Origin of the sequence: Mediterraneibacter sp. NSJ-151 (genome assembly GCF_022487435.1) — a bacterium.
In the GTDB taxonomy this organism is placed as follows: Bacteria; Bacillota; Clostridia; order Lachnospirales; family Lachnospiraceae; genus Schaedlerella; species Schaedlerella hominis.
On record NZ_JAKVPP010000014.1, the window covers coordinates 12831 to 35826 of the forward strand.

Consider the following 22996-nt stretch of genomic DNA (forward strand, 5'->3'; position numbering starts at 1 on the left):
CTCCGATTTAATTACTCCCGTATGAATAAATTATATCATGCAAAACAATTTCTTCTGCCCGGTTGTGAATGTTATTACAACGCTGCACCCATTCCATTTGTTGAGTTCGCTTCAATTCCTCTGTCACGCCCTCGGTGGCTTTCATCTGCTCCATGATAGTGTCTAACCGTTCCTGTGCCTGTTCGTTCAGGTCTGCAAGATATGTCCACAATTCTCCGGTCAGTATCAATGTATTCAATCTGGCTGGGTGGACTTCCCTTAAATATTCCCGGTGCATCCGTCCGTACTTTCCGATAGGGCGGTGTTCCTCCGGCAGTTTCAAGTCCGGGATGTAGTAATCTCCGACAAGGATATAATCAATTCCGTTTTCCGTTATTCTTGGTTTCAATTCTCTCATGTTCCTTACCTCCTGTGGAAGCAGGCTCGTCTGGTACTAACTCAATCACATCGGTAATCTCACAATTCAGCGTTTCGCAGATACGGGCTAATGTGTCCATGCTGATGTGCTTTCCCTCTTTACTCATGTTGGCAATCATATTCGTTGTCATACCAGCGGCAAGCCTTAAATCTTCTTTTCGCATATCACGCTCTAACAGTGTGTGCCAGAGTGGTTTATAGCTGATGTGCATATTGTTTTCCTGCCTTTCTACCCATACCACCGGGGCGGCTGCCCCGGCAGGAGCTTTTCTCTTATTATAACACCAATCTTGTGAAATCACAATTTATTCTTGTAGCCTGCCGCTGATACCGTCTGGATTGGTTTTTCCTTTCTTTTTGTTCCCTTTAATTAGCCATGAACTGCTTGATTCCCTGGGACTTTGCACCTGGGTTGTCGTTTCCATATCCTTCTAACAGGTTAATAACACCCCATACTGCAAGTCCGGCTCCAATCGCCACCACAAGTGTCTGCAAAATATTGACTGCCTGATTAAAAAACGCCATATTCGTTGTCTCCTTTCAAATCTCTGTATTTCTCTGGTTTCTATCTTTAAGAAGTCTTTTCCGGCTCTGCCCTTACGGGTGGCCTTTCATGATCTCTCAAATCCATCACCTCCCAAAAGAGCAAAGAAAAAAGAGCTATGTGTCCGAATCTTTCACATGCTCTGCTTCCTTGTTTTCTGTATTTAATTCTCCTGCCAGACTCTCTTCCGAAAACTCATACAGGTCAAATTCCTGTGTCCTCGTCAGTTTCACTTCCATCCGATGCCGCATATACGCTTCCACATCAAACTCATTTTTCTTATCGTAGTCTGACAGCTCCTTATACCGTTTGTGTTTGGTAATATCGAACTTGTCACTGAAAAATGGTCTTACACCTCGAAGCTGCAAGATACATTTGCTGCCATCCATGACCGCAAGTTCGTCCCGGCTCATCAATTCTTTGCCACAATGTCAAGTGGTAAATTCAAAAAAGGACAAGCACTATCAAAGAAAGCAGTCTTTCATAGTGCTTGTCCTTTTCTTATTCATGTTTTCTGCCTTGCATTGTTCGAAACGCAGAACTATAATATACTCGATGGAGGTGCGAAATGGATTATATGACATTGAAAGAGGCCGCTGAGAAATGGAGCGTGTCACCTCGTAGGGTAAATTATTATTGCGCTGGTGGTCGTATCCCCAGCGCTGTAAAGATGGCCGGTGTTTGGCTGATTCCCAAAACTGCGGAAAAGCCGATTGATGGCCGGACGAAACAGGGAAAGGAACAGAAGCATGAGTAAGATATTACTTTTGGAAGATGATTTGAGCCTGATCAACGGGCTTTCCTTTGCGTTCAAGAAGCAGGGATTTGAATTGAATATTGCCAGAACGTTGAAAGAAGCGGATGCGCTGTGGGCGGATGGCAGGTATGATTTGTTGGTACTGGATGTATCCCTGCCGGACGGCACCGGCTTTGAATTTTGCAAACGGGTGCGGCAGGTTTCCAAGGTGCCGATCATCTTTCTGACCGCTTCGGACGAAGAAACGAGTATCATTATGGGGCTGGATATGGGCGGCGACGACTATATCACCAAGCCCTTCAAGCTTGGAGTCCTGGTTTCACGGGTCAATGCCCTGCTTCGCCGTGCAAAGGATTTCAGCGCAACGGACACAGAACTGCAATCGAACGGAATCAAGGTTCTTTTGCTGCAGGGTCAGGCTTTCAAAAATGGGGAGCTGTTGGATTTGACCGCTGCTGAATACAAGCTGCTGTGCCTGTTTATGCGAAACCCCAATACGGTGCTTACCAAGGAGCAGATATTAGATAAACTGTGGGACTGCGACGGAAATTATATCGACAGCAGCACCCTCACCGTGTATATGCGGCGGCTTCGCATGAAGATTGAGGATAACCCCAGTGACCCGCAGATGCTCCTGACCGTCCGTCGCATGGGCTATAAATGGAATGTAGTAGGGTGAGGCAGCCTATGAAAATACTTGCAAATAAGGATATCAGAAATCTGTTTCTTGCGGTATCGGTTATCTGGGCAGCATCCCTCCTGCTGGCACAGGGCTTTTTATGGCTGCGCTATCAAAGGCTTTCTTTGTGCCTGCTGTTTATTTTTTTGTTGGCAGCGGCGGCTATATGGGTGGTTTGCTGCTCCTATTTCAAAAAGCAGAATAAGATCATGGAACAGGCGGTATCCCAGATCAATGTGTATCTTGACGGGGATAGCAACGCACGTATTGAATGCGACAGTGAGGGGGAGCTATATCGGCTGTTCCATTCCGTCAATTCCCTGGCGGCGGTTTTGAACGCCCACGCAGATAACGAGCTTCGGGAAAAGGAATTTTTGAAAAATACGATCTCCGATATTTCCCACCAGCTGAAAACACCGCTGGCGGCACTGAATATTTATAATGGCCTGCTTCATGAGGAAGATATAGAAGCGTCCTCCGTGAAAGAATTTGCTGACCTGTCTGAGCAGGAGCTTGACCGCATGGAAACGCTGGTGCAGAGCCTGCTGAAGATCACAAGGCTGGACGCCGGTTCCGTCACGCTGGAAAAGGGGGCCGAGAATGTGGCGGATATGCTGCGGGATGTTGAGCTGCATTTCGCATACCGGGCCAAACAGGAGCATAAAGAACTTGTCCTGTCCGGCCCGGAGGAGGTCCTTCTTTTCTGCGACCGCGACTGGCTGACCGAGGCCATTGACAACATCGTGAAAAACGCCCTCGACCATACGGAGAGCGGCGACGCGGTTCATATTACATGGAAAGCTCTGCCCAATGCCGTTCAGATCGCCGTAAAGGACAACGGCTGCGGCATCCATCCGGAGGACCTGCACCATATTTTCAAGCGGTTCTACCGCAGCCGCTTTTCCCAGGACAAGCAGGGCATCGGGCTGGGCCTGCCGCTGGCAAAGACCATCGTGGAAGCCCATAGCGGCACGATTGAGGTGGACAGTGAACTTGGAAAAGGCACGACCTTCACCATGAATTTTTTAATTCCTACAAAATTGTAGGCTGAGTGTAGGGTTACAGTAATATTTCGGTGCTATCCTTTCCTCATAGGCAGGAAAAACAAAAGCAGCCCGCCTATTTCGCAAAACATGAAGAAAGAGGTATATGCACGATGAATTTATTAGAGGTCAAAAACATTTGTAAGACCTATGGCAGCGGAGAAACCGCAGTCAAGGCTTTGAAGGATGTCAGTTTTTCCGTTCCCAAGGGGGAATATGTGGCCGTCGTGGGGGAATCCGGTTCCGGCAAAAGTACGCTGCTGAACATGATCGGCGCGCTGGACACGCCCACGACCGGCAAGGTGCTGATCGACGGTAAGGACATTTTTGCCATGGACGAGCGCAAGCTGACGGTATTCCGCCGCAGGAACATTGGCTTTATCTTTCAGGCGTTTAACCTTGTGCCGGAGTTAACGGTGGAGCAGAACATCATCTTCCCGGTGCTGCTGGACTACCAGAAGCCGGATAAGAAATATCTGGAAGAACTTCTTGCGGTACTGAACCTGAAAGAGCGCCGGAACCATCTGCCCAGCCAGCTCTCCGGCGGACAGCAGCAGCGTGTGGCGATTGGCCGTGCGCTCATTACCCGGCCAGCCCTGATCCTGGCTGACGAGCCGACCGGCAATCTGGACACCCAGAACAGCAGCGAGGTCATTGCCCTGCTGAAAGAAGCATCCAAAAAGTATGAGCAGACGATTATTATGATTACCCACAACCGTAGTATCGCGCAAACGGCTGACCGGGTATTGCAGGTATCGGACGGTAACCTCACCGATTTTGGGAGGTGCCGGGAATGAAAAGCTATTTAAGCCTTGTGCCGATCTCTGCAAAGGTGCGGAAACGGCAGAATCGGATGACCATTCTGTGTGTCATTATTTCGATATTTCTGGTGACAGCAATTTTTAGCGTGGCGGATATGATGATTCGAACCCAAAGCGACCGAATGACCGGCAAAAACGGAAGTTGGCACATAGAGTTGGACGGCATTTCTCAAGAAACAGCCCTGAAAATTGCGGAGCGGGATGATGTGGTTTCGATTGGTGCAGTTACGATATTTAACCCGGACGGAGAACTGCCCTACCGCATGGACGGAAAAAGGGTTGTACTTTATGGTATTGATGAATCCTATCTGACAATGAATTCAACTGGTGCCGCCGAAGGACGCTTTCCGCAGGGAATGGGCGAAATCATGCTCAGCAGCAATGCAGCGCGTGTCCTTCAAGTTGCAGTTGGGGACACTGTTACACTACGTACGCCGTCCGGAGACTGGGATTTTACAGTGTCCGGTTTGGGCGGTGTGGAGGAAAGCTACTATTCCGGGCAATATTCTTTGATGGATGCCTACCTGCCGCGCACAGCATTTGCAGCGCTGATGGAGCAGAACAACGTCCATAATCTTCAAACGTCATATTATGTCCAGTTTACCAGCGCGTCTAAGGCAGCTAAAGCAATCCCGGAACTGACGGCACAGCATAACCTGCCGGAAAATGCTGTCTCAGAAAACACCGGTGTGATGGCTATCGCCGGACATAGCGATAGCAGCGCCGCAAAAAATGTTTACAGCCTTGCCGCAGTTCTGTTTGTGCTGGTTCTTCTGGCAGGTGTACTGATGATCTCCGGCAGCATGAACAGCAATCTGGCACAACGAATCCAGTTCTTCGGAATGATGCGCTGTATCGGCATGAGCAAATCTCAAATTATCCGATTTGTCCGTTTAGAAGCGCTTAACTGGTGCAAAACGGCTGTGCCCGTAGGCGTTCTGCTTGGCACACTTGCCAGCTGGAGCATTTGCGCGGCGCTGCATTATGGCATCGGTGGCGAGTTTTCCACAACACCGGTTTTTCAAATCAGTCCTGTAGGTTTAGTCAGTGGCATCGTGGTCGGTATCGTGACCGTCCTGCTGGCGGCAGAGTCACCGGCGCGACGGGCGGCACGGGTCTCACCTGTGGCGGCGGTCTCCGGCACGGGAGAGAATCTTTCCGCTTCGCGTCATGCTTCAAACTATAGCTTTGGAAAAATCGAGTTGTCGTTGGGAGCCCATCACGCCATTGCCGGTAAAAAGAACCTGTTTTTAATGACATCTTCTTTTGCACTCAGTATTGTTTTGGTGCTCTGCTTTTCTGTACTGCTTAAATTTGCCGGCTTGCTTTTGCCCGGTCAAGCTCCGTGGCAGCCGGATATTCTCTTGAACGGGTACGGAAACGAACAGGTATTGTCCCGCAGTATGGCAGAACAGCTGCGTGCGATTCCGGGTGTTGGGTATGTCTGGGGCGCAACCGGTCTTACCAACACTCCTGCCAGCAGTCCGCAGAAAGAGGTAGAGCATGTGGTGCTGGGTTCCTACGATGATTTTATGATGGAAAAAAGCAGGGATCTCGTTGTAGCAGGCAGGATGGCCGATCAGGCAGCCAGCAGCAACGAAGTCATGACGATCTATAATAAAAACAACCCGTTGAAGGTTGGAGATACCGTTTATATAAGCGGAAGAGACCTTACCATTGTGGGGGCTTTTTCGGAGGGAATGTTCCCGGATGATGTTACAGTCATCTGCCCACAGGCGCTATTTGACCGTCTGGTCGGAGCGCAGAACTATAATATGATCGGCGTTTTGCTGAACGATTCAGCAACAGAGCAGACTGTAATGCAAATTGCCCACCTTGCAACAGACGAGATCATTGTATCGGATGTGCGAGAGCGTAATTCGCAGGAAGCTGCTACCTATCTGGCTTCCAGAATTGTCGTATATGGTTTTCTGGCGATTATTGGACTGATTTCTCTTTTTAATATTGTCAACAGCATTTCGATGAGCGTTTCTGCCCGTACAAAGCAGTATGGCGTCATGCGTGCAATTGGAATGGATGGCAGTCAGCTTACTCGGATGGTTGCTGCGGAAGCCTTTACCTATGCTGTTTCCGGGCTGATTGTCGGCTGTATTGCCGGTCTGCTGCTGAGCCGTATGCTGTACGCTCGACTCATTACACGCTATTTTGGCATGACATGGCATCTGCCAGGAATGACGCTCTGCCTTATCATTCTATTCGTATTTGCTGCCGCAGCTCTTGCGGTTCATGCCCCAGCGAAGCGGATTCGAAACATGGCAATTACTGAAACAATCAATGAATTATAATTGCAATCCACTTTGGAAAATTTAATGTAACATCTGCCGGACGACGGCAAAGAAAAAATCCCCATCCCTCATTAATTGAGAGATGGGGATCACTGATTATTCTGTAATCTCCGGGATTTCTCCGACAAAGTTATAAATGATCCTGACTTCCTGCACTTTCTGTCCGTCAATCTTCTTGACTTCACCCACCAGAATCTTGCTGATGAGCCGGTTCAGCACCGCCTCGTCCAGTTCTTCAATGGCGGCGTAGCGCCGGATTTCCCGGATAAAGGTGCGGACTTCGCTTTCCTGTTCGTCAGAGTGTCGCATCATCAACATCAGGTCTTGCAGGCGCTTCTGGTTGGCTTCCTGCTCCTGTTCCAGCGCCGCCGTCAGCTTCATAAAACGCTGCTCGGTCAGTATCCCTTTAGCCTTATCGGTGTAAAGGCTCAGGAACATCCCGTCAATCTCCTGATTTCTGGCTTCCAGCCGCTGGCGTTCTTTCTGCGTCTGGGAAGCGTCTATCAGATACCGGCGCTCCATCCGGCTGCTCAGTCGCTGATAAAATGCGTCGGCATCTTTGAGAGCCTGTGCCGCCAGTTCCTGAATGTCCTTCAGAACAAGGTCATACAAATCCCTTGCCTCGATCTTATGGCTGGTGCAGGCGTTCTTGCCCAGCCGGTTGTAGGTCTGGCAGATATAATACGCCTTGTCAATCGGCTCCCGCATCTCGCCGGTAAAACGGTTTTTTCCGGTTCTGCCCACCTTTTCATACCGCACCTGCATGGACTTTCCGCAGGTAGCACAGTAAATGATACCGTGGAACAGGTTATAGAAGGGACAGGAGTTGCCTTTCATAATGGTAGGTCTGCGGTCAATGATTGACTGCACCTGCTCCCATTCTTCCGGGGAAACGATTGCTTCATGGCAATCCTCAATGATTTCCCAGTCCTCACGGGGGATAATGTCATAGGTGTTGGAACGAATCCCTTTCTGATGTGTCCGGCAGACCAGATGTGCGCCCTTATAGAATGGGTTTCGCAGGATATGACTGATCCTTGCACCGCCCCACGCATAATAGTTGACGTCACATTCCGTATTGCTCTTTACCCTCGTGATAGGAACCTTGTCATCCATGAGCTGCTTTGCGATCCGCATACAGCCCCAGCCGTCCAGCGCCATGTCATAGATTTTTCGGATCACCGGCGCCGTCTCCGGGTCAAGGATCAAATGCCCCCGGTCATCCGGGTCACGCATCAATCCGAGAGGCGGCTGCCCACCACAAAACTTTCCCTGCCGGGAACGGGTCATACGCCCCGCCAGCACCTTTTTGGAAATATCCCGGCTGTACATATCATTCAGGATATTCTTAAAGGGCGTGATGTCCATTTCCTGGCGGGTCAGGCTGTCAACTCCGTCTGTAATGGCGATATATCGTACATTGTGTTTGGGGAAAAAGATTTCGATATAGCTGCCGGCCTCGATATAATTTCTGCCCAGTCTGGACAGGTCTTTTGTGATGACACAGCCAATCTTTCCCGCCTCAATATCAGCAATCATACGCTGAAAGGAAGGACGGTTGAAGTTGCGGCCTGTATAACCGTCATCCACATAATACTCATACTGGAACATCCCGTTTTTTTCGGCAAAGTCCCGGAGCATAAGTTTCTGGTTGCTAATGCTCATGCTCTCATTATCGCTGCCATCGTCCAGAGAGATACGGCAGTAAAGCGCTGTGATTTTTTGATTGACTTGTTTTTTCCTGCTCATAGTGTTCTCCTTCTATGAACAGGGACACGATACCATTATAATACCATGTCCCCGTTCCTGATTCAACCGCTTTACGCCGCTTTTTGTGCCATTTCCCGATGTTCTAACCATTCCTCGAAGTGTTCGCAGGTCTGGCGCTCGATCAGCTGCTCAAAGGCTTCCCGCATGGTTTTGTCCCCGGAAAACTCCCGAACCACCACGAACCGGACTTTTTTATTCTGCTTCTTGTTTTTCTCCATAGGCTACCTCCATAGTGTGACAGTCCAGATAACCGTGTGCCGGCAACGAAGTCCGGCAACCAGCCTATAAAAACCTGTAAATGAATATCTGACTGTCAATCTTTGCTTGATAAGTTTTCTTGTAAAATCTCGTTGCTTTCGTTGCCGGACAGAAAATACTTGTGAAAAATCCTTTATTTATGGGCTTTTTCTATATCAAAACCATAGATTTGCCAGCAACGAACCCGGCAACCAACTGGCAACCATCCCGGCAACAGACCATCATTCTCAGGCAATCCACTCCTTCGGAAGTTCCAGCTGGCGGCATTCTTCCTCGCTCAGTTCCACAAATCCGCCTTCGTTGTCGGACAGTTTGTTGTCGAAATTGTCACATTCCCAACCCTTTTGCCTGCCGTACCCGGCGAACATCCTGGGATTGGAGAAAGGCTTCCAGCCGGTCACGACTGTGTTCATGATCTCGTTGATATTGTGCAGCTGCCACCGCTTCGGCTGGTCAAAGGTATGCCCCAGCGCCTCCTTGAACAGCTGCTTGGAACAGACCATGTTCCCAGTGTAGTGTTCCAGAAAGCCCTGTATCTGCCCGGCCTCCGTATCCTCCGGCATGAAGTCCTTCTGCACCTCCACCAGCTGACGCTGGATGCTCTTGCTGAATTTCATGGAATACTGTCCGCTGCGGTAAATGGTCATGGCTTCTGCCCACACCTGCAAAAGATAGGCTCTGGAAGCATCCTCGTCCTCCAAAATATGAACCTCCGCATTCTCCGAGTAAATCATGATTGGGAGAAAGCGCCGGTTCCCGGCCCGATCCAGCGGCAGGAAGTCCAATGTGTTGGAAGAACCGCCGAACACACACTGCCGCAGCCGGTCTTTGGGCTGGGATTCATAAGGCGTTCGGTAGGTTTCCTTCTGTCGGCTGATAAAGGAGCGAATTTCTTCAATGCTCTTTGCGCTGCTGGTGGCAAGCATTTCCGACATCTCGATGATCCAGTGGCCTTGCAGCTTCTGGAACACCCGGTCATCGTCCAGCTTTTTCAGGTCATCGGAAAACCACTCGTCCCGGATTGCCAGCAGGCGGAAGAAAGTGGACTTCCCGGCACCTTGGCCGCCTACCAGACAGAGCATTTCCTCATATTTGGAACCGGGACGGAATACCCGGCGGATAGCGCCCAGCAGGAAGTGTTTCAGCATTTCTTCCACATAGTCGCTTTCATCAGCGCCAAGAAAGTGGTGCAGGCAGGAACGGATGCGGGGTGTCCCGTCCCAGACAAGGCTGTTCAGCACATCCTGAATCGGGTGATAGCAATTTTCGTTTGCTACAATGGAAAGTGCAGCTGTGATCTTTTTCTCACTGGTCAGCTCGTAGTTCTGCTCAAAATAGAGGAGAAGATATTTCACATCGGTATCTGTTAAGGCGCTGGTGTTCCTGCGCCAGCCCAAATCCCGTACAATGTCCACCCGGTCGGTCAGGAGATTTAACCGGATAGCATCCCGCAGGAGCGGATCACAGCAGAACACGATCCGGCAGTTGTCGATGGTATTGGCGGTTTTTCCCTTATCGGTGACAGAAAGGCTCTCCCGCACATCTTGGGCGCTCTGTTCCGGCGCTATGGCCTCGGCTGCGCTCATCACAGCCTGCCGGGTGGCTGGCGGTAAATTCTGATATTCGCTGCTCAATTTTCTTCACCTCTTTTCCATACTCAGCAACCACGGAAGCACGTTCTTCTATGCTGTCAGACAGGAGAATATCCAGCAGATATTCGATATATGGCTGCCTGTGCAGAGCCTCCACAAACAGGGGATGCCAGTCATCCTCCGGCTGTTTGGGAGCATATTCTTCTTTCCAGCGTTCCAGCAGACGCAGGTAATCGCACAGCACCCGAAAACATTTCTGCTCTGCCTGCCGGTATCGCACTTCCTCGCTGATTTTTCTTTTGATGATTGCCTTTCGTGGCGGACCATGACCTTTGCTGTCAAGACTGACAGAGAAATCCTCTGCCAGCTTCAAGGCAGCTTCCTTACTGCCCAGTCCAAAGAGGCGGGAAGTGAAATCAATCACATCTCCGTCCCCCTGACAGGCAAAGCAATGGAACCGCCTGTCCACCTTCATGCTGGGATGTCTGTCATCGTGAAAAGGACAACAGGCCATCCCGTTCCGTCCTACTGGAATCCCATAAAATTCCGCAGCCTGTCTTGTCGTGACAGACTGCTTTACTGTTTCAAATACATTCGATTTCCCCACCTCCAAACAAAACAAAAGGCACCCGGTTTCCTCAGAAAATCAGATGCCTTACAACTCCATATCCTGTTTTTTTGTCGGGGCGATCCGCCCCTCACGTTCCCATCGCTCCCGGTTCTTCCGGTCAGCGTCCAATTTGCCTTTCGCCAGCTTCTCTTTGATGGATTCTCTGGCTTTTTTCTTAATCTGCTCTTTGCCAGCCTGCTTGACCTCCGGCTTCAGCAGCACAGCCTGCACCTTTTTGAGAATCTTTTCTGCGGACTGCTGTAATTTTTCCCGTGCCCTTCCCAGTAGGGTATTTGCAATCTTCACCACTTCCGGCGAATTTTTTGCATTGGGGGATACCACGCTCTTTCGGTATTTCTCGATCACTTCCAAATCCTCAAGCTGGGTCTGTTCCCGTACCTTGTCTGTCACGACCTCCACTGCCTTGTCATAGGCCACATCGGAAACATCCTCCAACAGCGTCTCCACATCCTCGATTTTGAGCGTCAGTTCTTCCAGCTTTTGCTCCTGCGCCGCCATCTGTTCTTTCTGCTTCATCAGGATATAATCCTGCTTTTCCAGATAGTCACGCCCACCATAGGACGGCTCCTGTTCCAGATGAAGTCCATGCCGTTTGGCAATGTCAAACAGGATTGTCCGGCAGACTGCATCGAAAGTCTGTTTCCGGTTATTGTGCTTTCCTTTGGGCTGCTCCGGTTTTGGGAGAGGGATACCCAGTTCCTCCAGCGCCTTTTCCTGCTGGGGACACAATTCTCCATACCGATTTTCACAGTCGAACACATGGCGCTCGTGAATATGCGGTGTTCCCTCATCCAGATGGAGCGCCCAGTCTAAAATGTGGATATGAGAACCGAAACGGCGCTCAAATTCTTCATAAAATTCACTGACGATGAGCGCCAGCGTTTCCGGTGAGACGGATTCCTCTATCGTGCCGATCTGGTAGATGCTTTCTTCCGGACAGGTCTTGTTATTTTTCAAGAGGTCATCCACAGTACGGTTGCGCTCAATATGCCGGGTTTTCTCATTCCGGGCGTTCTGGGCATTTACATGGTCGGCATAATGCTCGTAGTAATACATCCGCTCAATTTCCTCAAAGCTGAAATCCGGCTGCTCCGGGTTATCCCGAAAGTCGTGGGTGGTAAATCCCCGGTAGCAGTCCCAGTACACATTTTGTCTGGCACGCTCAGCGTCAATGTGTTCGCTGTTTTCTACATCGAACCGGCGGTCATTGTGACGGGGATTGTAAGTGCCATGCTTCCCGGAGCGCCCATTGTGCCTTGTTAATTTCAAACATTTTTCCTCCTTCCTGCAAAGCTGTTCCGGGCTGGGGAGGGCGGCGAAGCCGCCAAACCTGCGGAATTTTGCGTCAGGTAATACCCAGTACAAGTTGACGCAGGCATCAACTTTCCCTGGGCAAGGCGTTTCACCCTTGACCCGATGGGACTGCCGCCCTCAACCCGCCAAGGCACTTCGTCCTTGACCCGATAATGGCTGCCGCCCTTAACCTGCCAATGGGCGTTGCCCCTTGACCCCAGCAGTGCGCTGCCGCCCCTGCACCCAGCCACAAAGGGATTGCATCCCTCTGTACTCCTGCACCGGAAAAACCGGCATCCACCGCTGATACGGTGTCCGCCAGCTTTTCCGGCTCCGTATCCATACATCTGCACCAATCGCAGGAAGTGGATACGGAATACGCCTGCGGGGATTACCGTTCAAAATACTGGGTGCAGACCCGGTATTTTTTGGTAAATCGCCCTCATTTCAAGCAATTTTTTCTTCTGTCTGTATGACTTGAAAGCCATGTTCCTTTGCGTACTCCCTTGCAGCCGCCAGCCGTTCTTCACTGTACGGCGGCACCAGCCGGATAGAAAGGCGGGATTTGTCCAGCACATAGGTCGCGCTGCCTTCCGGTGTGCTGCGCTCCAACCTACACAATAGCGGATACTTCCTACTGAAATCTTCCAGCCTGCGTTTTAAGCTGGCGTTGAAGGTGTAAATACTGGCAATGTTCTCGCCCTCGTTCCAGTTGATGATGGTTTCTTTTTCATATTTAGACAGCTTCCTCATACAGTTCCTCCTCATAATCGGTGTTTGCTTTCAGCACACGCAGGCGGTGCTTGATCCGGTAATACTCATCCATCTCCATGCGTAGGCAGTGATAGAAGCTGTCGTACCAGCTTTCGTCTGTCTCTGACTCAATTTTCCTGGTCAGATGAAGCATCTGCCCTTTAGCCTCCGGGTCAACGGTCAGCGCTGTCAGCCATTTCAGCCTTGTCACTGTGTTGTGATGGCTGGGGCAGGCGTAAGCGTAAAGAATTTTCTTTTCCTTCATATTCAGTTTCATAATGATCTACCTCCATTCATTTGCTGCGGTGCGGTATGCCCCGCATGGTTTACTTTTCTATCTGCCGGTCTGTCTGCAAGCCGCTCCTGCCCGGATTTTCTCCCGGCGTATTGTCCTCTTTGGTGCGCTCCCGTCGTCACAAAATCCATGATTTTGCGGGAACCCTTTTATCGCGTCACTTCCCCGGAGGTCATACCCCTTGCAGCCGGTCATTCGATTTTCAAGGTTCTGTGTCTCCTGACAAGAACCAGTTTACCGAAAAAAGGGGGCTGCTCCCGTATGTCCAAGACGTTGGAATAGCGCACAAAAACCGCATATTTCCACGCTCTCGGAAACGTGCTATAATGAAAAAAATATTGAAAAATGTTGACGAGAGGGGGTGCTTTGATGTACACAAAACTGTCAATCCCGGAACGGCTCAAAGACCTGCGGGTGGTGGATAAGCACCTGACACTGGAACAGCTGGCAGAACAAACCGGCCTGTCCAAGTCGGCGCTGGGGAAATATGAGGGCGATGACTACAAGGACATCAGCCCATTTGCGATTGCAACGCTGGCAGAGTTTTACGGCGTGTCCACCGACTATCTGATGGGGCTGTCGGAAAATAAGACCATCCCTAATTCTGATCTCCAGTCGCTCCATTTGAGCGATGAAATGATTGAGCTATTAAGAAGCGGCAGGATCAACAACCGTCTGCTCTGCGAGCTTGCCACCCATGAAGGTTTTCCCCGGCTCATGACGGACATTACCGTTATCGCTGACCGTATCGCCGGTATGCGTGTCAGCCAGATGAATCTGGAACTGGAAGCTGCCCGGCAGAGCGTCATGGAAAGCTATGCGCCGGGAGACGATGACCTTTATATGCGAACCCTTGAAGTCGCACAGATAGACGGAGAGGATTATTTCAATCACATCGTCCATAAAGACATTGACAAGATCGTAAAAGACATCCAAACAGCACACACAAACGACGCTACCACCGCTGATGAACGGCAGGAAACCGTAGCCGAAGTCCGGCAAAAGTTTGAAAAGCTTGTGCAGACGGGAACCAGCGGAGAGGAAGCCTTTATTCAGGTTTTCTGCGACCAGATGGAAATTCCTTATGAGAAACTGACTTCTGCGGAATTTACTGCCTTTTTGGGAATCCTCAGAAAATCCAAAAAAGCAAAACGAACTAAAAGTATGCGGGGAAAGGGCAGCCCAATTCCTCCCAACCGGAATGGCAGACAGAAGCGTTAATAAAAGAACCACCCGCTGGGTAATCCAGTGAGTGGCTCAAAAAAGATATGCTGTTATTTCTGACAGACATCCTACCTTTTTCAGAATCCAGCTGATCGTGTCCCTGTTCATGTAAAATTCAAGGCAACTGAACTCTTCATCAACAAGTATGGCATATCCTTTCCTGTTTTTTGATAGTTCATCCCGTAAGAACGGCTCTGTCCACGGGTGTCCGAAGTGTTATATAAATCAATCGTTTCTTTTCCCAGCGTCTCGGAAATCTCCTTTAAGGTCGAACTTTCCTTACCGCCAAGGAATAACATCGTGTCGCAGTTGCCTAAGATTGTTTCAGCTGCATCTTTGTAGATTGTCTTTAACTGGGACTGCGACTGGAGGATAATGGATGCAGAGATTTCCCTGCTACGAATGGTGGCGATCAGCTTGTCAAACTTTGGAATCTGACCGATATTTGCGAACTCGTCACAGAGGATTCTGACATGATATGGCAATCTTCCATGATGTACATCGTCCGCTCTGTCACATAACAGGTTGAATAACTGGCTGTACATCATCGCCACAACAAAGTTAAAGGTATCATCCGTATCAGAAATGATAATAAACAGTGCTGTCCTCTGGTCACCTACCATATCCAGTTCCATCTCATCATAGCTCATGATCTCACGAAGCTCTGCAATGTCAAACGGTGCAAGCCTTGCACCACAGGAAATCAAAATACTCTTTGCTGTTTTTCCTGCCGCCAGTTTATATTTCTTATACTGACGCACTGCAAAATGCTCCGGTTCTTCCTTTTCCAGTTCCTCAAACAGCATATCTACTGCATTTTTAAATGTCTCATCATCTTCCCTTGTTTCCGAAGCGTTGATAAACTCAAGCAGGGTCGCAAAGTTCTGTTCTTCTTCCGGTGCTTCATACCAGATATAGCCGATCAGGGCACAGTACAGAAGCCTCTCTGCTTTCGTCCAGAAATCCTCACTGGACTTCTCGCCTTCCCCTTTCGTGTTCACCATGATCGTATTTACCAGTTTCAAAATATCCTTTTCTGAATGGATATAGTGGAAGGGGTTATAGTGCATACTCTTGGAAAAATTGATCGTATTCAATACTTTCACTTTATATCCATGCCGTACCAGCATCTTTCCGCACTCAATGATGATCGTCCCTTTCGGGTCCGTGACCACATAACTGATGTATTTTCCCATCTGCATCAAGTTGGGTTTTACATAAAAACGTGTCTTTCCTGAGCCAGATCCGCCAATCACGATCACGTTCTTGTTCCTCGCAAATTTCGGATTCTTTGGTCTGCCATTCATGGTCAGCCGTTCCGTCATGGTCAGCAGGATATTGTTCTCAAATACCGGGTCGATAAAGGGTGCAATGTCTTTTGCCGTCCCCCATCTTGCCGAACCATACTCCACTCCCTGCCGGAACTTTTTGGCATTTTTCCCTTTCATATAGACCAAGAGCTTCACCGCCACGGCTCCTGTAATCCCAACCAGCAATTCATTTTTATGCATACTTGGAAGAATCCTGCTGAATGCCATCTGGAAATTTAAGACCAGTACCATCAGTCTTTCTATCATGGAATCACCCACACAGTATTGATATAACCATGCCAGCTTATTTCCCACATAAAAGATCACGATATACGGAAGATTCATCAGAACAATCCGAAGCAGCTTATGTACATCCACCGGCGGTAACCTCTCCAGGTATCCTTTTCCTACACCAAGCAATTTCTGTAATCTGCTCATAATGACGGCTCCTTCTCCTTTCCTTTTGTTTTCTCCAGTTCTCTGTGCTTTGCAAGCGATTTGGTGATTGCCTGCTGTAACTTCTTCCTCACAGATGGTTTTTTGTCCTTATTCAACGTCTGTCCTGTATATTCCTTAAAAGCGGCAGTCATCACATCGGCATCTCTTGCCTTAAAGAACACATAATATCTTGGCGGGTCAGCAGTCACATCTTTTTTCAGACTGAAATCAATGCTGTACTTTTTTGCTACCCGTTCAAAAGACTTGATATTTCCATCTGTGATCTCAATGTTGGACAGCTGTACATTCTGCTTCATCAGCTTATCAAGACTCTGTTTTCCCTTATAGGTCTTATCCTCCTTTTCCTTCTTGGGCTGTTTCTGTCCCTGCTGTTTTTTCTCCTGCTCCATCTTTGCAAGAGCCTTTACCATGGCAGCTTTCAGCAGGTTGGCAGTGACCTTGCCGCAGCGGATACAAAGTGAGACTGTTTTCTCATTCACTTCATCCTGCAATCACACCACGCCCTTTCTTCTTTCACTGCTGTCTTATCCTCATTTATCACATTGCTGCTCCTTTCCTCTCTTTTCTGCCAGTTTCATATATTCTTTTTCTGATTCTGCCCCCACTTTGATACAGCACCAAAGGACAAATCCATATACCAGAAATACTGCAGCTGCAGCAACGATCAATACTGTTTTTGTCATCTTCTTTTCTCCCTAATTCTTTTGAAATTTTATAAAAGGGCATCTATGAATCCTGTGTCCATAAATGCCCTCATCCATTACTAAGAAATCTTATAATCTCTTATTTCTTCTTTTTGCGAAGAATCACTGTTCCACCAAGACCAGCCATTCCAGCCCCTGCAAGCAGAATCCAGAACAGAATCGGTGTATTATCTCCTGTCTTTGGTGAAGTCGATTTCTTTGTTTCTTCTGTGGTTTTTGTCTCCGGTGTTGGTGTGGTTTCTGGTGTTTCCGTCGGTGTCTCTGTTGGAGTTTCCTCTGGTTTCGCCTCATCCTTCATCACAACCTTCTGGATTTCTCCAGTATCTTTGACCGTAAACTTCACATCTTCTGCAACCAGATAACCATCCGGTGCAGTTTCTTCACGGAGGATATATTCCCCGATTGGAAGCATCTCAATATAGTGTGGTTTTTTCTCAGATGTCCAGCTTTCTACGGTCTTTCCATCTTTATCAAGGATCGTCAGTTTCGCTCCTGGCAGCTCCTTACCGGAAATATCGGTCTTGGAAATCTGCACTTTTGTCACATCATCCTTCATTTCCACCTTCTGTACTTCACCGGTATCTTCCACCGTAAAAGTGATGCTCTCTGCTGTCACATAACCGTCCGCAGGAAGTGTTTCTGTCATGGTGTACTTCTTGCCAGCGGTCAGTTCTTTGATGATATGTGGTTCTTTACCAGAAGTCCATTCATCCACAGTGTTTCCACTCTCATCTGTAACTTTCAGTTTTGCTCCCTCAATCTCCTTTCCGTCTGTCAGGGATGTTTTGGTAAACTCTACGGTTGTCGGCTCATCTTCAAAAGTAAACACATAAGACAGTGTTTCCTTATCTGCCCCACCATATTCAAAAGTAAATTCCTGTACCTGGTCTGTTGTCGCAAATCCCGGTGCCGGAGAAGTTTCTTTCACATAGTAGGTATAGCCAAGTGGCAGATCTGCCGTAAAGGTCAGTTTTCCTTCCTTATCCGTAGCCTGCTCCTCAATAACCGTATCCTCTTTCAAGATCACATCGCCCTTTGCATTGACAATATTTTCTTTATTGCACAGGGCAAATACAGCCCCTTCCAGTACACGGTCGGAATCTTTTTCTTTCTTTAACACGTTTACTTCTGCTCTCTGGCGTTTGTTCTGCCAGTCAGCAGAATAAGTAACAACTGCGGTATTCTGGTCACGGTAAGTCAGATCCACTTCACGAGCTTCTCCATCCAGGACATATCCATTTGCTGTCTCTTTCTCTTTGACACAGTATTTGCCAAGAGGAAGGTCTGTCAGTTTCGCCACTCCTGTTTCATCCGTCGTGATCGTTGCTACCAGTGCATCCTTTTTGTAGTAATCTTCACTCTCACCATCCGCCGCTTTTATATCTTCTAAGGCATAAACCTCAAAAGTAACGTCTTTCAGGGAACCGGAAAGATATTCAAACAGATGCTTCATCCATCCGCCAATGGAATCCAGTGCAGATATTTTCTCCAGGAACTCACCTTTTTTATTGATGATAAGTGTTCCGGTTGGCACTGCATCTTTCATCTCTACCTTCTGGATTTCAGCAGTATCGTCCACAGTAAAGGAAACTTCTTCCGCCATCAGATAGCCATAAGGAGCCATTTCTTCACGAAGAGTATATATCTCCCCGGCTGTGAGTCTTTCAATCAAGTGTTCCTCACCCTTTACAGACTTCCATGTATCTACCACATTTCCATCCTTATCAAGCACCGTAAGCGTTGCCCCGGAAAGTTCCACGCCTGTCGTAATATCGGACTTCGTAAAGGTTACTTTTGTCGGCTGGTTCTTAAATACAGATTCCAGCTCTACCACTTTCACATCCTGTCCCTGATATTTGGCAGTCACTTCCAAAGTCTCAAAAGAAGAGACATACCCTGCCGGAGCTGCAAGTTCTTTGATATAGTAAGTACTAAATGGAAGGTCAACGTCAAATACTGCCTTTCCATCTTCCCCACTGACTGCTTTTCCAAGTAAGGTATCTGCCTTCACAATCACTTCTTCATGTGCCAGAATATCTTCTTTTGCATAGATACCAAACTCTGCACCCGCCACAACCGTTTTTGTCTCTGCATCCTGTTTGACTACGGACACTTCCACTTTCTGGCGGTCATTCTCAAAGGTTGCTGTCTGCTCAATAACTGGTGTTTTCTGGTCTTTGTATTCAAATGTTACTGTCTGTGCTTCTTCATTTAACACAAAGCCCTCTGGTGCTGTCTTTTCAACAATCTTATAGGTTCCAAGTGGAAGGTCAGCGATCTGTGCCTTTCCATCCTTATCCGTGGTAACAGTTCCTACCAGTTCCCCAGAAGCATACTCCAGGATACGGTTTCCATTATCATCTTTCTGGAAATCTGCTGTATAAATATCTTCGGCAGCATATACCTCAAAGACTGCTCCCTCCAGAGTTTCTTTCTGATAAGTAAAGTCATCTTTATAACCATTTAAGACCTCACCCTGTTTTACGATGTTCAGTTCTCCCTTAACCGGATGATTCTCGTATGCGATCTCAATGATCACATCGCCGGAAGTTCCGTCCATCTGATATGCTGTATTGGAATCTACATCTACCTCATAGTAATTCTCATTGAGCGTATATCCATAAGGTGCGTTCACTTCCTCAATACGGTAATGTCCAATCTTCAGATTCTGTGGAAGGATTAAGTATCCCTGCTCATCTGTAAAATAAGATTTGTGTTTTACCGTCGTCGGATACGTTGTTACCTGCTCCACATACTTTTCTGTATCCAGGTTAAAAATCTTAAACTCCGTATTTTTCTGAAGGACTGCTTTCTTTGTCTCATCGTCCTGTTTGATGATCTTCAGCTTCGCTTCAAACTCTTTGTCAAGCAGCACCCTCCATACCTGCGGTGTAGTCGGATGATTCTCTGTAATCTGTACGATGAAATCATTGACCGGAGTGTAATTATGTGGTGTGGTTGTTTCACGGACGATGTAAGTTCCATACGGAATCGCAATACTGCGGGCATACCCTTTCTCATCTGTAAAGATCTCTGTTGCACCATTTTCCCCGATCACTACCGGCTTGGCAGAACCAAAGTCATAGCTGCCATCTTCTTTTACTGTCAGGGAAGATACCAGATAAGCGGTAAATCCTGCACCTTTCAGTAAATCGGCATCTGTCTTTCCGTTGTTCGCTGCCTTGATGATTTCAAATGGCTGCTTCATCACCTGTTCCAGAGACAGACAGTCACGCTTCACTTCCGCTACAAGATCACCCTCGTAGTTGCAGACCAGATCATGTTCTTCTTCATCTGCCAGGTAACCCGTTGGCGGAGTAATCTCTTTTACATAGTAATTACCAAGGTATAATCCATCTACGGAAGCCTGTCCATTCTTATCTGTTGTGAGAGTGGCAACCTGCTCGCCTGCTTTGTAGATCACACCAGTTGCTCCATCCGGATGGACAATATCCTCACGGGCATACAGTCCATAGACTGCCTTTTCTAAAGTAGCATCTCCCTGTGGAACTGCCTTCTTTGTTTCTTTGTCCTGTTTCTGTAAGGAAATCTTTGCTGTCACACGCTCATTTTTGAAGGTATGCTTAAATGTCAATTTTGCTTCCTTATCGTTTGTATAAGAAAAAGCAAACGTATACACATCATCCGCATTTCTCAGATAGCCTTCCGGAGCCTGTACTTCCTTTACATCATAGGAAAATCCCAGCGGCAGGTCTGCGGTGAACTTCGCCGTTCCATCATTGCCAGTTGTCACTTTCTCAATCAGAGTGCCTTTCTTTACGACAACCATTCCATCTGCATTTTTAATGTCACTGGCTGCATAGAGTCCAAAAATTCCTCCATCCAGAGGATTTTCTGTATCCTTATCCTGTTTTGTCACAATCACTTCTGCTTTTTGTCTGTCATTCGTAAAGGTTGTCTCAGAAAAAACAACATCTACATTCTGTCCTGCATAAGAAAGCGTAACCGAATTTTCTTCCCCGGCATTATAAAATCCTGTCGGAGCCTGTTTTTCTTTGACAATGTATGTACCAAGATGCAGGTTTTTCAGAATGACTGCCCCATTCGAGTCTGTTGTCAGATTCTCTTTGACCAGATCACCCTTGCTGTAAACCTTGGCACCATAAGCAGTTTTAATATCTGCCCCGGCATACACATCATAAATCGCACCTTTCTGTCTGCGTTTCTCATACTTAAATGTTGTTCCATTCTCGGTGACATCTGCACCTGTCAGAACCTGACCTTCTTTATAAACAGTCAGCTGCCCCATCTGTTCCTCATCCGGAACAGTTACAGTTGTTGTTTTGCTGACTTCCAGTTTTACATTGTAAGCAGTTGCATTGATACGATATCCTGTCGGAGCTGTAATCTCTTTCAGATATACAGTGTCCTGTGTCTTAATGATCTGCACGGACGCTTCCCCATTTGCATCGGTTGCCGGTAACTTTGTGATCAGTTTTGTACAGTTTGCATCACTGTATAAACCAAACACGGCACCTGCCAGCTTTGCGTCTGCTTTTGCATCTTTTTTAATCACCTTAACACTTGCGTACTGTACCCATGTTACTTTGAAGTCCACATATTTTTCATCATCGACACCTTCACCAAATACCAGTGCCAGATCCTGTGAACCGGAGCCGGTACTGATCTTATATGCAGAATAATCTTTCGTTACACTGCCCTTCATGGTTGCAGACCAGCTTCCTGCGACATCCTGTACCTGTGTAAGAGGTGCAGATAAGTAAAACTTGGTTCCACCATTGATTTCCACTGCTTCACCAGCTTTGCTTGTTTTTCCGGTTGTCACGTTATGGAGTTTCACACCACTTGGAAGTTTCATCGTGATACTCTGAAGTTCATCTGCTTTAAAAGTGATTTCCTTTGTTCTCTGGCTGTTGCCATCTACATAGGCTGTCACATCTGCATCTGAAAAACTCATATCTACATCTGGAATCTCCGGCTGTGAAATACAGTAATTATACAGTTTCATTGCAAGTGTCTTCGCCTTGCTGCTTGCACCGGAGAAAGCAGAATCTCCACCATTGGCATAAGATGCTGCCAGATGTACTAAGATAAATCTGGCACCTGCACTCAGGTTTCCATAGCCATTTTCCTCTGTGAAAAATCCTTCATCACCGGAAGCCTTTGTGCCATAGTAACAAACCTTTGCCAGCTTCTTACCATCACTGAGCTTTGTAATGTCATAAGTACCACTTCCCGGACTGGATTTAGAAGGCTCTACACAATATGCTGTGGCAGAAACATTACCAAACTGAACCGTATATTTATAAGTCAGATAACTTCCATACCCGTAATCCGAATACTGATAGCAGGTTCCTCTTGTCACTGTAACTTTCTTGGTACTCTGTGTTGCAATATCTGTTGCCATAAAAGTAACCGCTTCTCCTTCTTCCATAGAATAAAGGTCAATACCGTTCTCCGCTACCTGATCCATTACTTCTGAAACAGTCAGACCGGATTCTTCATCTGTCGTCACTTCCTGCTCTTCTGTAAGATCTGTTACAATCTCTTTTGACCCATCCGAATCAGCATCCTCCGCATTTCCGGAATCTTCTGTTTCACCGGCATTTCCTTCACCAGCTGTATTTTCAGAAGAACTCTTTGTCTGTGCTTCTGTTTCCGGCTCTTTTATCGTAATGTTTCTGCTTACTCTGTAAGCTGGGTGACCGCTGACTGGCTCTACTGCATAGACAGCTTTGTAGGTATCCGGTGTATGTACGTCAAAATCTGTACCAGCTTCACTTTTTGCTTCATGGAATAAAACTTTCACCTTTTTTTCATTCACGCCCTCTATACCGGACAGATCGACTTCCACCTCAAATTCTTCTCCATAGGGAATCTCAATATCCTTTGCTTCCACAATTTCATCTTTGTCAAGAGTATCCTGCACATCCTGCAGTTCCGGATATTGCTGTTCAAATGAAGTTGGCTCTGGTTCTAATTCAGAAGCAGAAACCATGACTGGTTGAACGATAACAGACGCCAAAGTTGCAACTGCCATAAATCCCGACAAGAATCTTTTAAATCGCATTTTCATTTTGACTGAGTCCTCTCTTTCTTCGATAATTTACTCCACTTTCGTTCAGGCTTACACCTGCATGAATCAATCATAGGAACCA

General features: G+C 47.6%; 19 protein-coding genes and 2 pseudogenes. 6 read left to right on the forward strand and 15 right to left on the reverse strand.

The genetic code is table 11. The features are described 5' to 3' along the window. Window positions 1-7 precede the first annotated feature (7 nt). From LQE94_RS12895 to LQE94_RS12910, 4 genes and pseudogenes are all read right to left on the reverse strand, one after another. A complete protein-coding gene (locus tag LQE94_RS12895; RefSeq protein ID WP_009296082.1) occupies window positions 8-397 on the reverse strand; it encodes a TnpV protein in 390 nt (129 codons plus the stop codon). Continuing rightward, on the reverse strand, window positions 357-629 hold the full coding sequence (locus tag LQE94_RS12900; RefSeq protein WP_002593556.1) for a helix-turn-helix domain-containing protein: 273 nt from the start codon (window positions 627-629) through the stop codon (window positions 357-359). The genes LQE94_RS12895 and LQE94_RS12900 overlap by 41 nt, the downstream gene beginning before the upstream one ends. 154 nt (window positions 630-783) lie before the next feature. Then, on the reverse strand, window positions 784-942 hold the full coding sequence (locus LQE94_RS12905) for a Maff2 family mobile element protein (RefSeq protein ID WP_240577897.1): 159 nt from the start codon (window positions 940-942) through the stop codon (window positions 784-786). Window positions 943-1077: 135 nt separating this feature from the next. After that, window positions 1078-1386 (reverse strand): annotated as a pseudogene (locus LQE94_RS12910) (VirD4-like conjugal transfer protein, CD1115 family); the annotation flags it as partial. Window positions 1387-1529: 143 nt separating this feature from the next. Between LQE94_RS12910 and LQE94_RS12915 the strand changes: the two are divergent. From LQE94_RS12915 to LQE94_RS12935, 5 genes are all read left to right on the forward strand, one after another. Beyond that, on the forward strand, window positions 1530-1718 hold the full coding sequence (locus tag LQE94_RS12915; protein WP_013976939.1) for a helix-turn-helix domain-containing protein: 189 nt from the start codon (window positions 1530-1532) through the stop codon (window positions 1716-1718). After that, a complete protein-coding gene (locus LQE94_RS12920; protein WP_013976938.1) occupies window positions 1711-2397 on the forward strand; it encodes a response regulator transcription factor in 687 nt (228 codons plus the stop codon). The genes LQE94_RS12915 and LQE94_RS12920 overlap by 8 nt, the downstream gene beginning before the upstream one ends. Window positions 2398-2405: 8 nt before the next feature. Then, window positions 2406-3443, forward strand: coding sequence for a sensor histidine kinase (locus tag LQE94_RS12925; protein ID WP_041727635.1), 1038 nt, complete (start codon window positions 2406-2408; stop codon window positions 3441-3443). A 110-nt stretch (window positions 3444-3553) separates the two neighbouring features. After that, a complete protein-coding gene (locus LQE94_RS12930; protein ID WP_013976936.1) occupies window positions 3554-4237 on the forward strand; it encodes an ABC transporter ATP-binding protein in 684 nt (227 codons plus the stop codon). After that, entirely contained in the window at window positions 4234-6567 is a 2334-nt protein-coding gene (locus LQE94_RS12935) for an ABC transporter permease (protein ID WP_117477254.1), read from the forward strand. The genes LQE94_RS12930 and LQE94_RS12935 overlap by 4 nt, the downstream gene beginning before the upstream one ends. Window positions 6568-6663: 96 nt before the next feature. Here the strand turns inward: LQE94_RS12935 and LQE94_RS12940 are convergent, their stop codons facing one another. From LQE94_RS12940 to LQE94_RS12970, 7 genes are all read right to left on the reverse strand, one after another. Continuing rightward, a complete protein-coding gene (locus tag LQE94_RS12940) occupies window positions 6664-8316 on the reverse strand; it encodes a recombinase family protein (RefSeq protein WP_013976934.1) in 1653 nt (550 codons plus the stop codon). Window positions 8317-8387: 71 nt separating this feature from the next. Continuing rightward, on the reverse strand, window positions 8388-8555 hold the full coding sequence (locus LQE94_RS12945) for a hypothetical protein (protein WP_013976933.1): 168 nt from the start codon (window positions 8553-8555) through the stop codon (window positions 8388-8390). A gap of 267 nt (window positions 8556-8822) precedes the next feature. Then, window positions 8823-10181 carry a virulence-associated E family protein gene (locus LQE94_RS12950; protein ID WP_117477255.1) on the reverse strand — a complete coding sequence of 453 codons (1359 nt, stop codon included), beginning with the start codon at window positions 10179-10181 and terminating at the stop codon, window positions 8823-8825. Beyond that, window positions 10108-10809, reverse strand: coding sequence for a CHC2 zinc finger domain-containing protein (locus LQE94_RS12955; RefSeq protein ID WP_276312753.1), 702 nt, complete (start codon window positions 10807-10809; stop codon window positions 10108-10110). Before LQE94_RS12955 ends, LQE94_RS12950 begins: the two co-directional genes overlap by 74 nt. A 33-nt stretch (window positions 10810-10842) precedes the next feature. Beyond that, entirely contained in the window at window positions 10843-12087 is a 1245-nt protein-coding gene (locus tag LQE94_RS12960; RefSeq protein WP_013976930.1) for a hypothetical protein, read from the reverse strand. A 471-nt stretch (window positions 12088-12558) separates the two neighbouring features. Beyond that, window positions 12559-12864 carry a hypothetical protein gene (locus LQE94_RS12965; RefSeq protein ID WP_013976929.1) on the reverse strand — a complete coding sequence of 102 codons (306 nt, stop codon included), beginning with the start codon at window positions 12862-12864 and terminating at the stop codon, window positions 12559-12561. After that, the gene (locus tag LQE94_RS12970; protein WP_117477256.1) at window positions 12848-13141 is read right to left on the reverse strand and encodes a hypothetical protein; all 294 of its coding nucleotides are present in this window, start codon (window positions 13139-13141) and stop codon (window positions 12848-12850) included. The genes LQE94_RS12965 and LQE94_RS12970 overlap by 17 nt, the downstream gene beginning before the upstream one ends. A 387-nt stretch (window positions 13142-13528) precedes the next feature. Between LQE94_RS12970 and LQE94_RS12975 the strand changes: the two genes are divergently transcribed. Then, window positions 13529-14380 carry a helix-turn-helix domain-containing protein gene (locus LQE94_RS12975; RefSeq protein WP_117477257.1) on the forward strand — a complete coding sequence of 284 codons (852 nt, stop codon included), beginning with the start codon at window positions 13529-13531 and terminating at the stop codon, window positions 14378-14380. 152 nt (window positions 14381-14532) lie between these two features. Here the strand turns inward: LQE94_RS12975 and LQE94_RS12980 are convergent. The 4 genes and pseudogenes from LQE94_RS12980 to LQE94_RS12995 all read right to left on the reverse strand — a co-directional run. Continuing rightward, window positions 14533-16131, reverse strand: a pseudogene (locus LQE94_RS12980) (VirD4-like conjugal transfer protein, CD1115 family); the annotation flags it as partial. Beyond that, window positions 16128-16643, reverse strand: coding sequence for a PcfB family protein (locus LQE94_RS12985; RefSeq protein ID WP_240577899.1), 516 nt, complete (start codon window positions 16641-16643; stop codon window positions 16128-16130). The gene LQE94_RS12985 and the pseudogene LQE94_RS12980, both read right to left, overlap by 4 nt. A gap of 39 nt (window positions 16644-16682) precedes the next feature. Then, entirely contained in the window at window positions 16683-16835 is a 153-nt protein-coding gene (locus tag LQE94_RS12990; protein WP_004612794.1) for a hypothetical protein, read from the reverse strand. A gap of 100 nt (window positions 16836-16935) precedes the next feature. Further along, window positions 16936-22914: a SpaA isopeptide-forming pilin-related protein gene (locus tag LQE94_RS12995; RefSeq protein ID WP_240577900.1), complete on the reverse strand. Its 5979-nt coding sequence runs from the start codon at window positions 22912-22914 to the stop codon at window positions 16936-16938. Window positions 22915-22996: the final 82 nt, after the last annotated feature.

What these genes read in the sequence shown, in the direction of transcription:
- LQE94_RS12895 (WP_009296082.1), bottom strand. Translation starts at nt 397, where the DNA reads ATGAGAGAATTGAAACCAAGAATAACGGAAAACGGAATTGATTATATC.
- LQE94_RS12900 (WP_002593556.1), bottom strand. Translation starts at nt 629, where the DNA reads ATGCACATCAGCTATAAACCACTCTGGCACACACTGTTAGAGCGTGAT.
- LQE94_RS12905 (WP_240577897.1), bottom strand. Translation starts at nt 942, where the DNA reads ATGGCGTTTTTTAATCAGGCAGTCAATATTTTGCAGACACTTGTGGTG.
- LQE94_RS12915 (WP_013976939.1), top strand. Translation starts at nt 1,530, where the DNA reads ATGGATTATATGACATTGAAAGAGGCCGCTGAGAAATGGAGCGTGTCA.
- LQE94_RS12920 (WP_013976938.1), top strand. Translation starts at nt 1,711, where the DNA reads ATGAGTAAGATATTACTTTTGGAAGATGATTTGAGCCTGATCAACGGG.
- LQE94_RS12925 (WP_041727635.1), top strand. Translation starts at nt 2,406, where the DNA reads ATGAAAATACTTGCAAATAAGGATATCAGAAATCTGTTTCTTGCGGTA.
- LQE94_RS12930 (WP_013976936.1), top strand. Translation starts at nt 3,554, where the DNA reads ATGAATTTATTAGAGGTCAAAAACATTTGTAAGACCTATGGCAGCGGA.
- LQE94_RS12935 (WP_117477254.1), top strand. Translation starts at nt 4,234, where the DNA reads ATGAAAAGCTATTTAAGCCTTGTGCCGATCTCTGCAAAGGTGCGGAAA.
- LQE94_RS12940 (WP_013976934.1), bottom strand. Translation starts at nt 8,316, where the DNA reads ATGAGCAGGAAAAAACAAGTCAATCAAAAAATCACAGCGCTTTACTGC.
- LQE94_RS12945 (WP_013976933.1), bottom strand. Translation starts at nt 8,555, where the DNA reads ATGGAGAAAAACAAGAAGCAGAATAAAAAAGTCCGGTTCGTGGTGGTT.
- LQE94_RS12950 (WP_117477255.1), bottom strand. Translation starts at nt 10,181, where the DNA reads ATGAGCGCAGCCGAGGCCATAGCGCCGGAACAGAGCGCCCAAGATGTG.
- LQE94_RS12965 (WP_013976929.1), bottom strand. Translation starts at nt 12,864, where the DNA reads ATGAGGAAGCTGTCTAAATATGAAAAAGAAACCATCATCAACTGGAAC.
- LQE94_RS12970 (WP_117477256.1), bottom strand. Translation starts at nt 13,141, where the DNA reads ATGAAACTGAATATGAAGGAAAAGAAAATTCTTTACGCTTACGCCTGC.
- LQE94_RS12975 (WP_117477257.1), top strand. Translation starts at nt 13,529, where the DNA reads ATGTACACAAAACTGTCAATCCCGGAACGGCTCAAAGACCTGCGGGTG.
- LQE94_RS12990 (WP_004612794.1), bottom strand. Translation starts at nt 16,835, where the DNA reads ATGACAAAAACAGTATTGATCGTTGCTGCAGCTGCAGTATTTCTGGTA.
- LQE94_RS12995 (WP_240577900.1), bottom strand. Translation starts at nt 22,914, where the DNA reads ATGAAAATGCGATTTAAAAGATTCTTGTCGGGATTTATGGCAGTTGCA.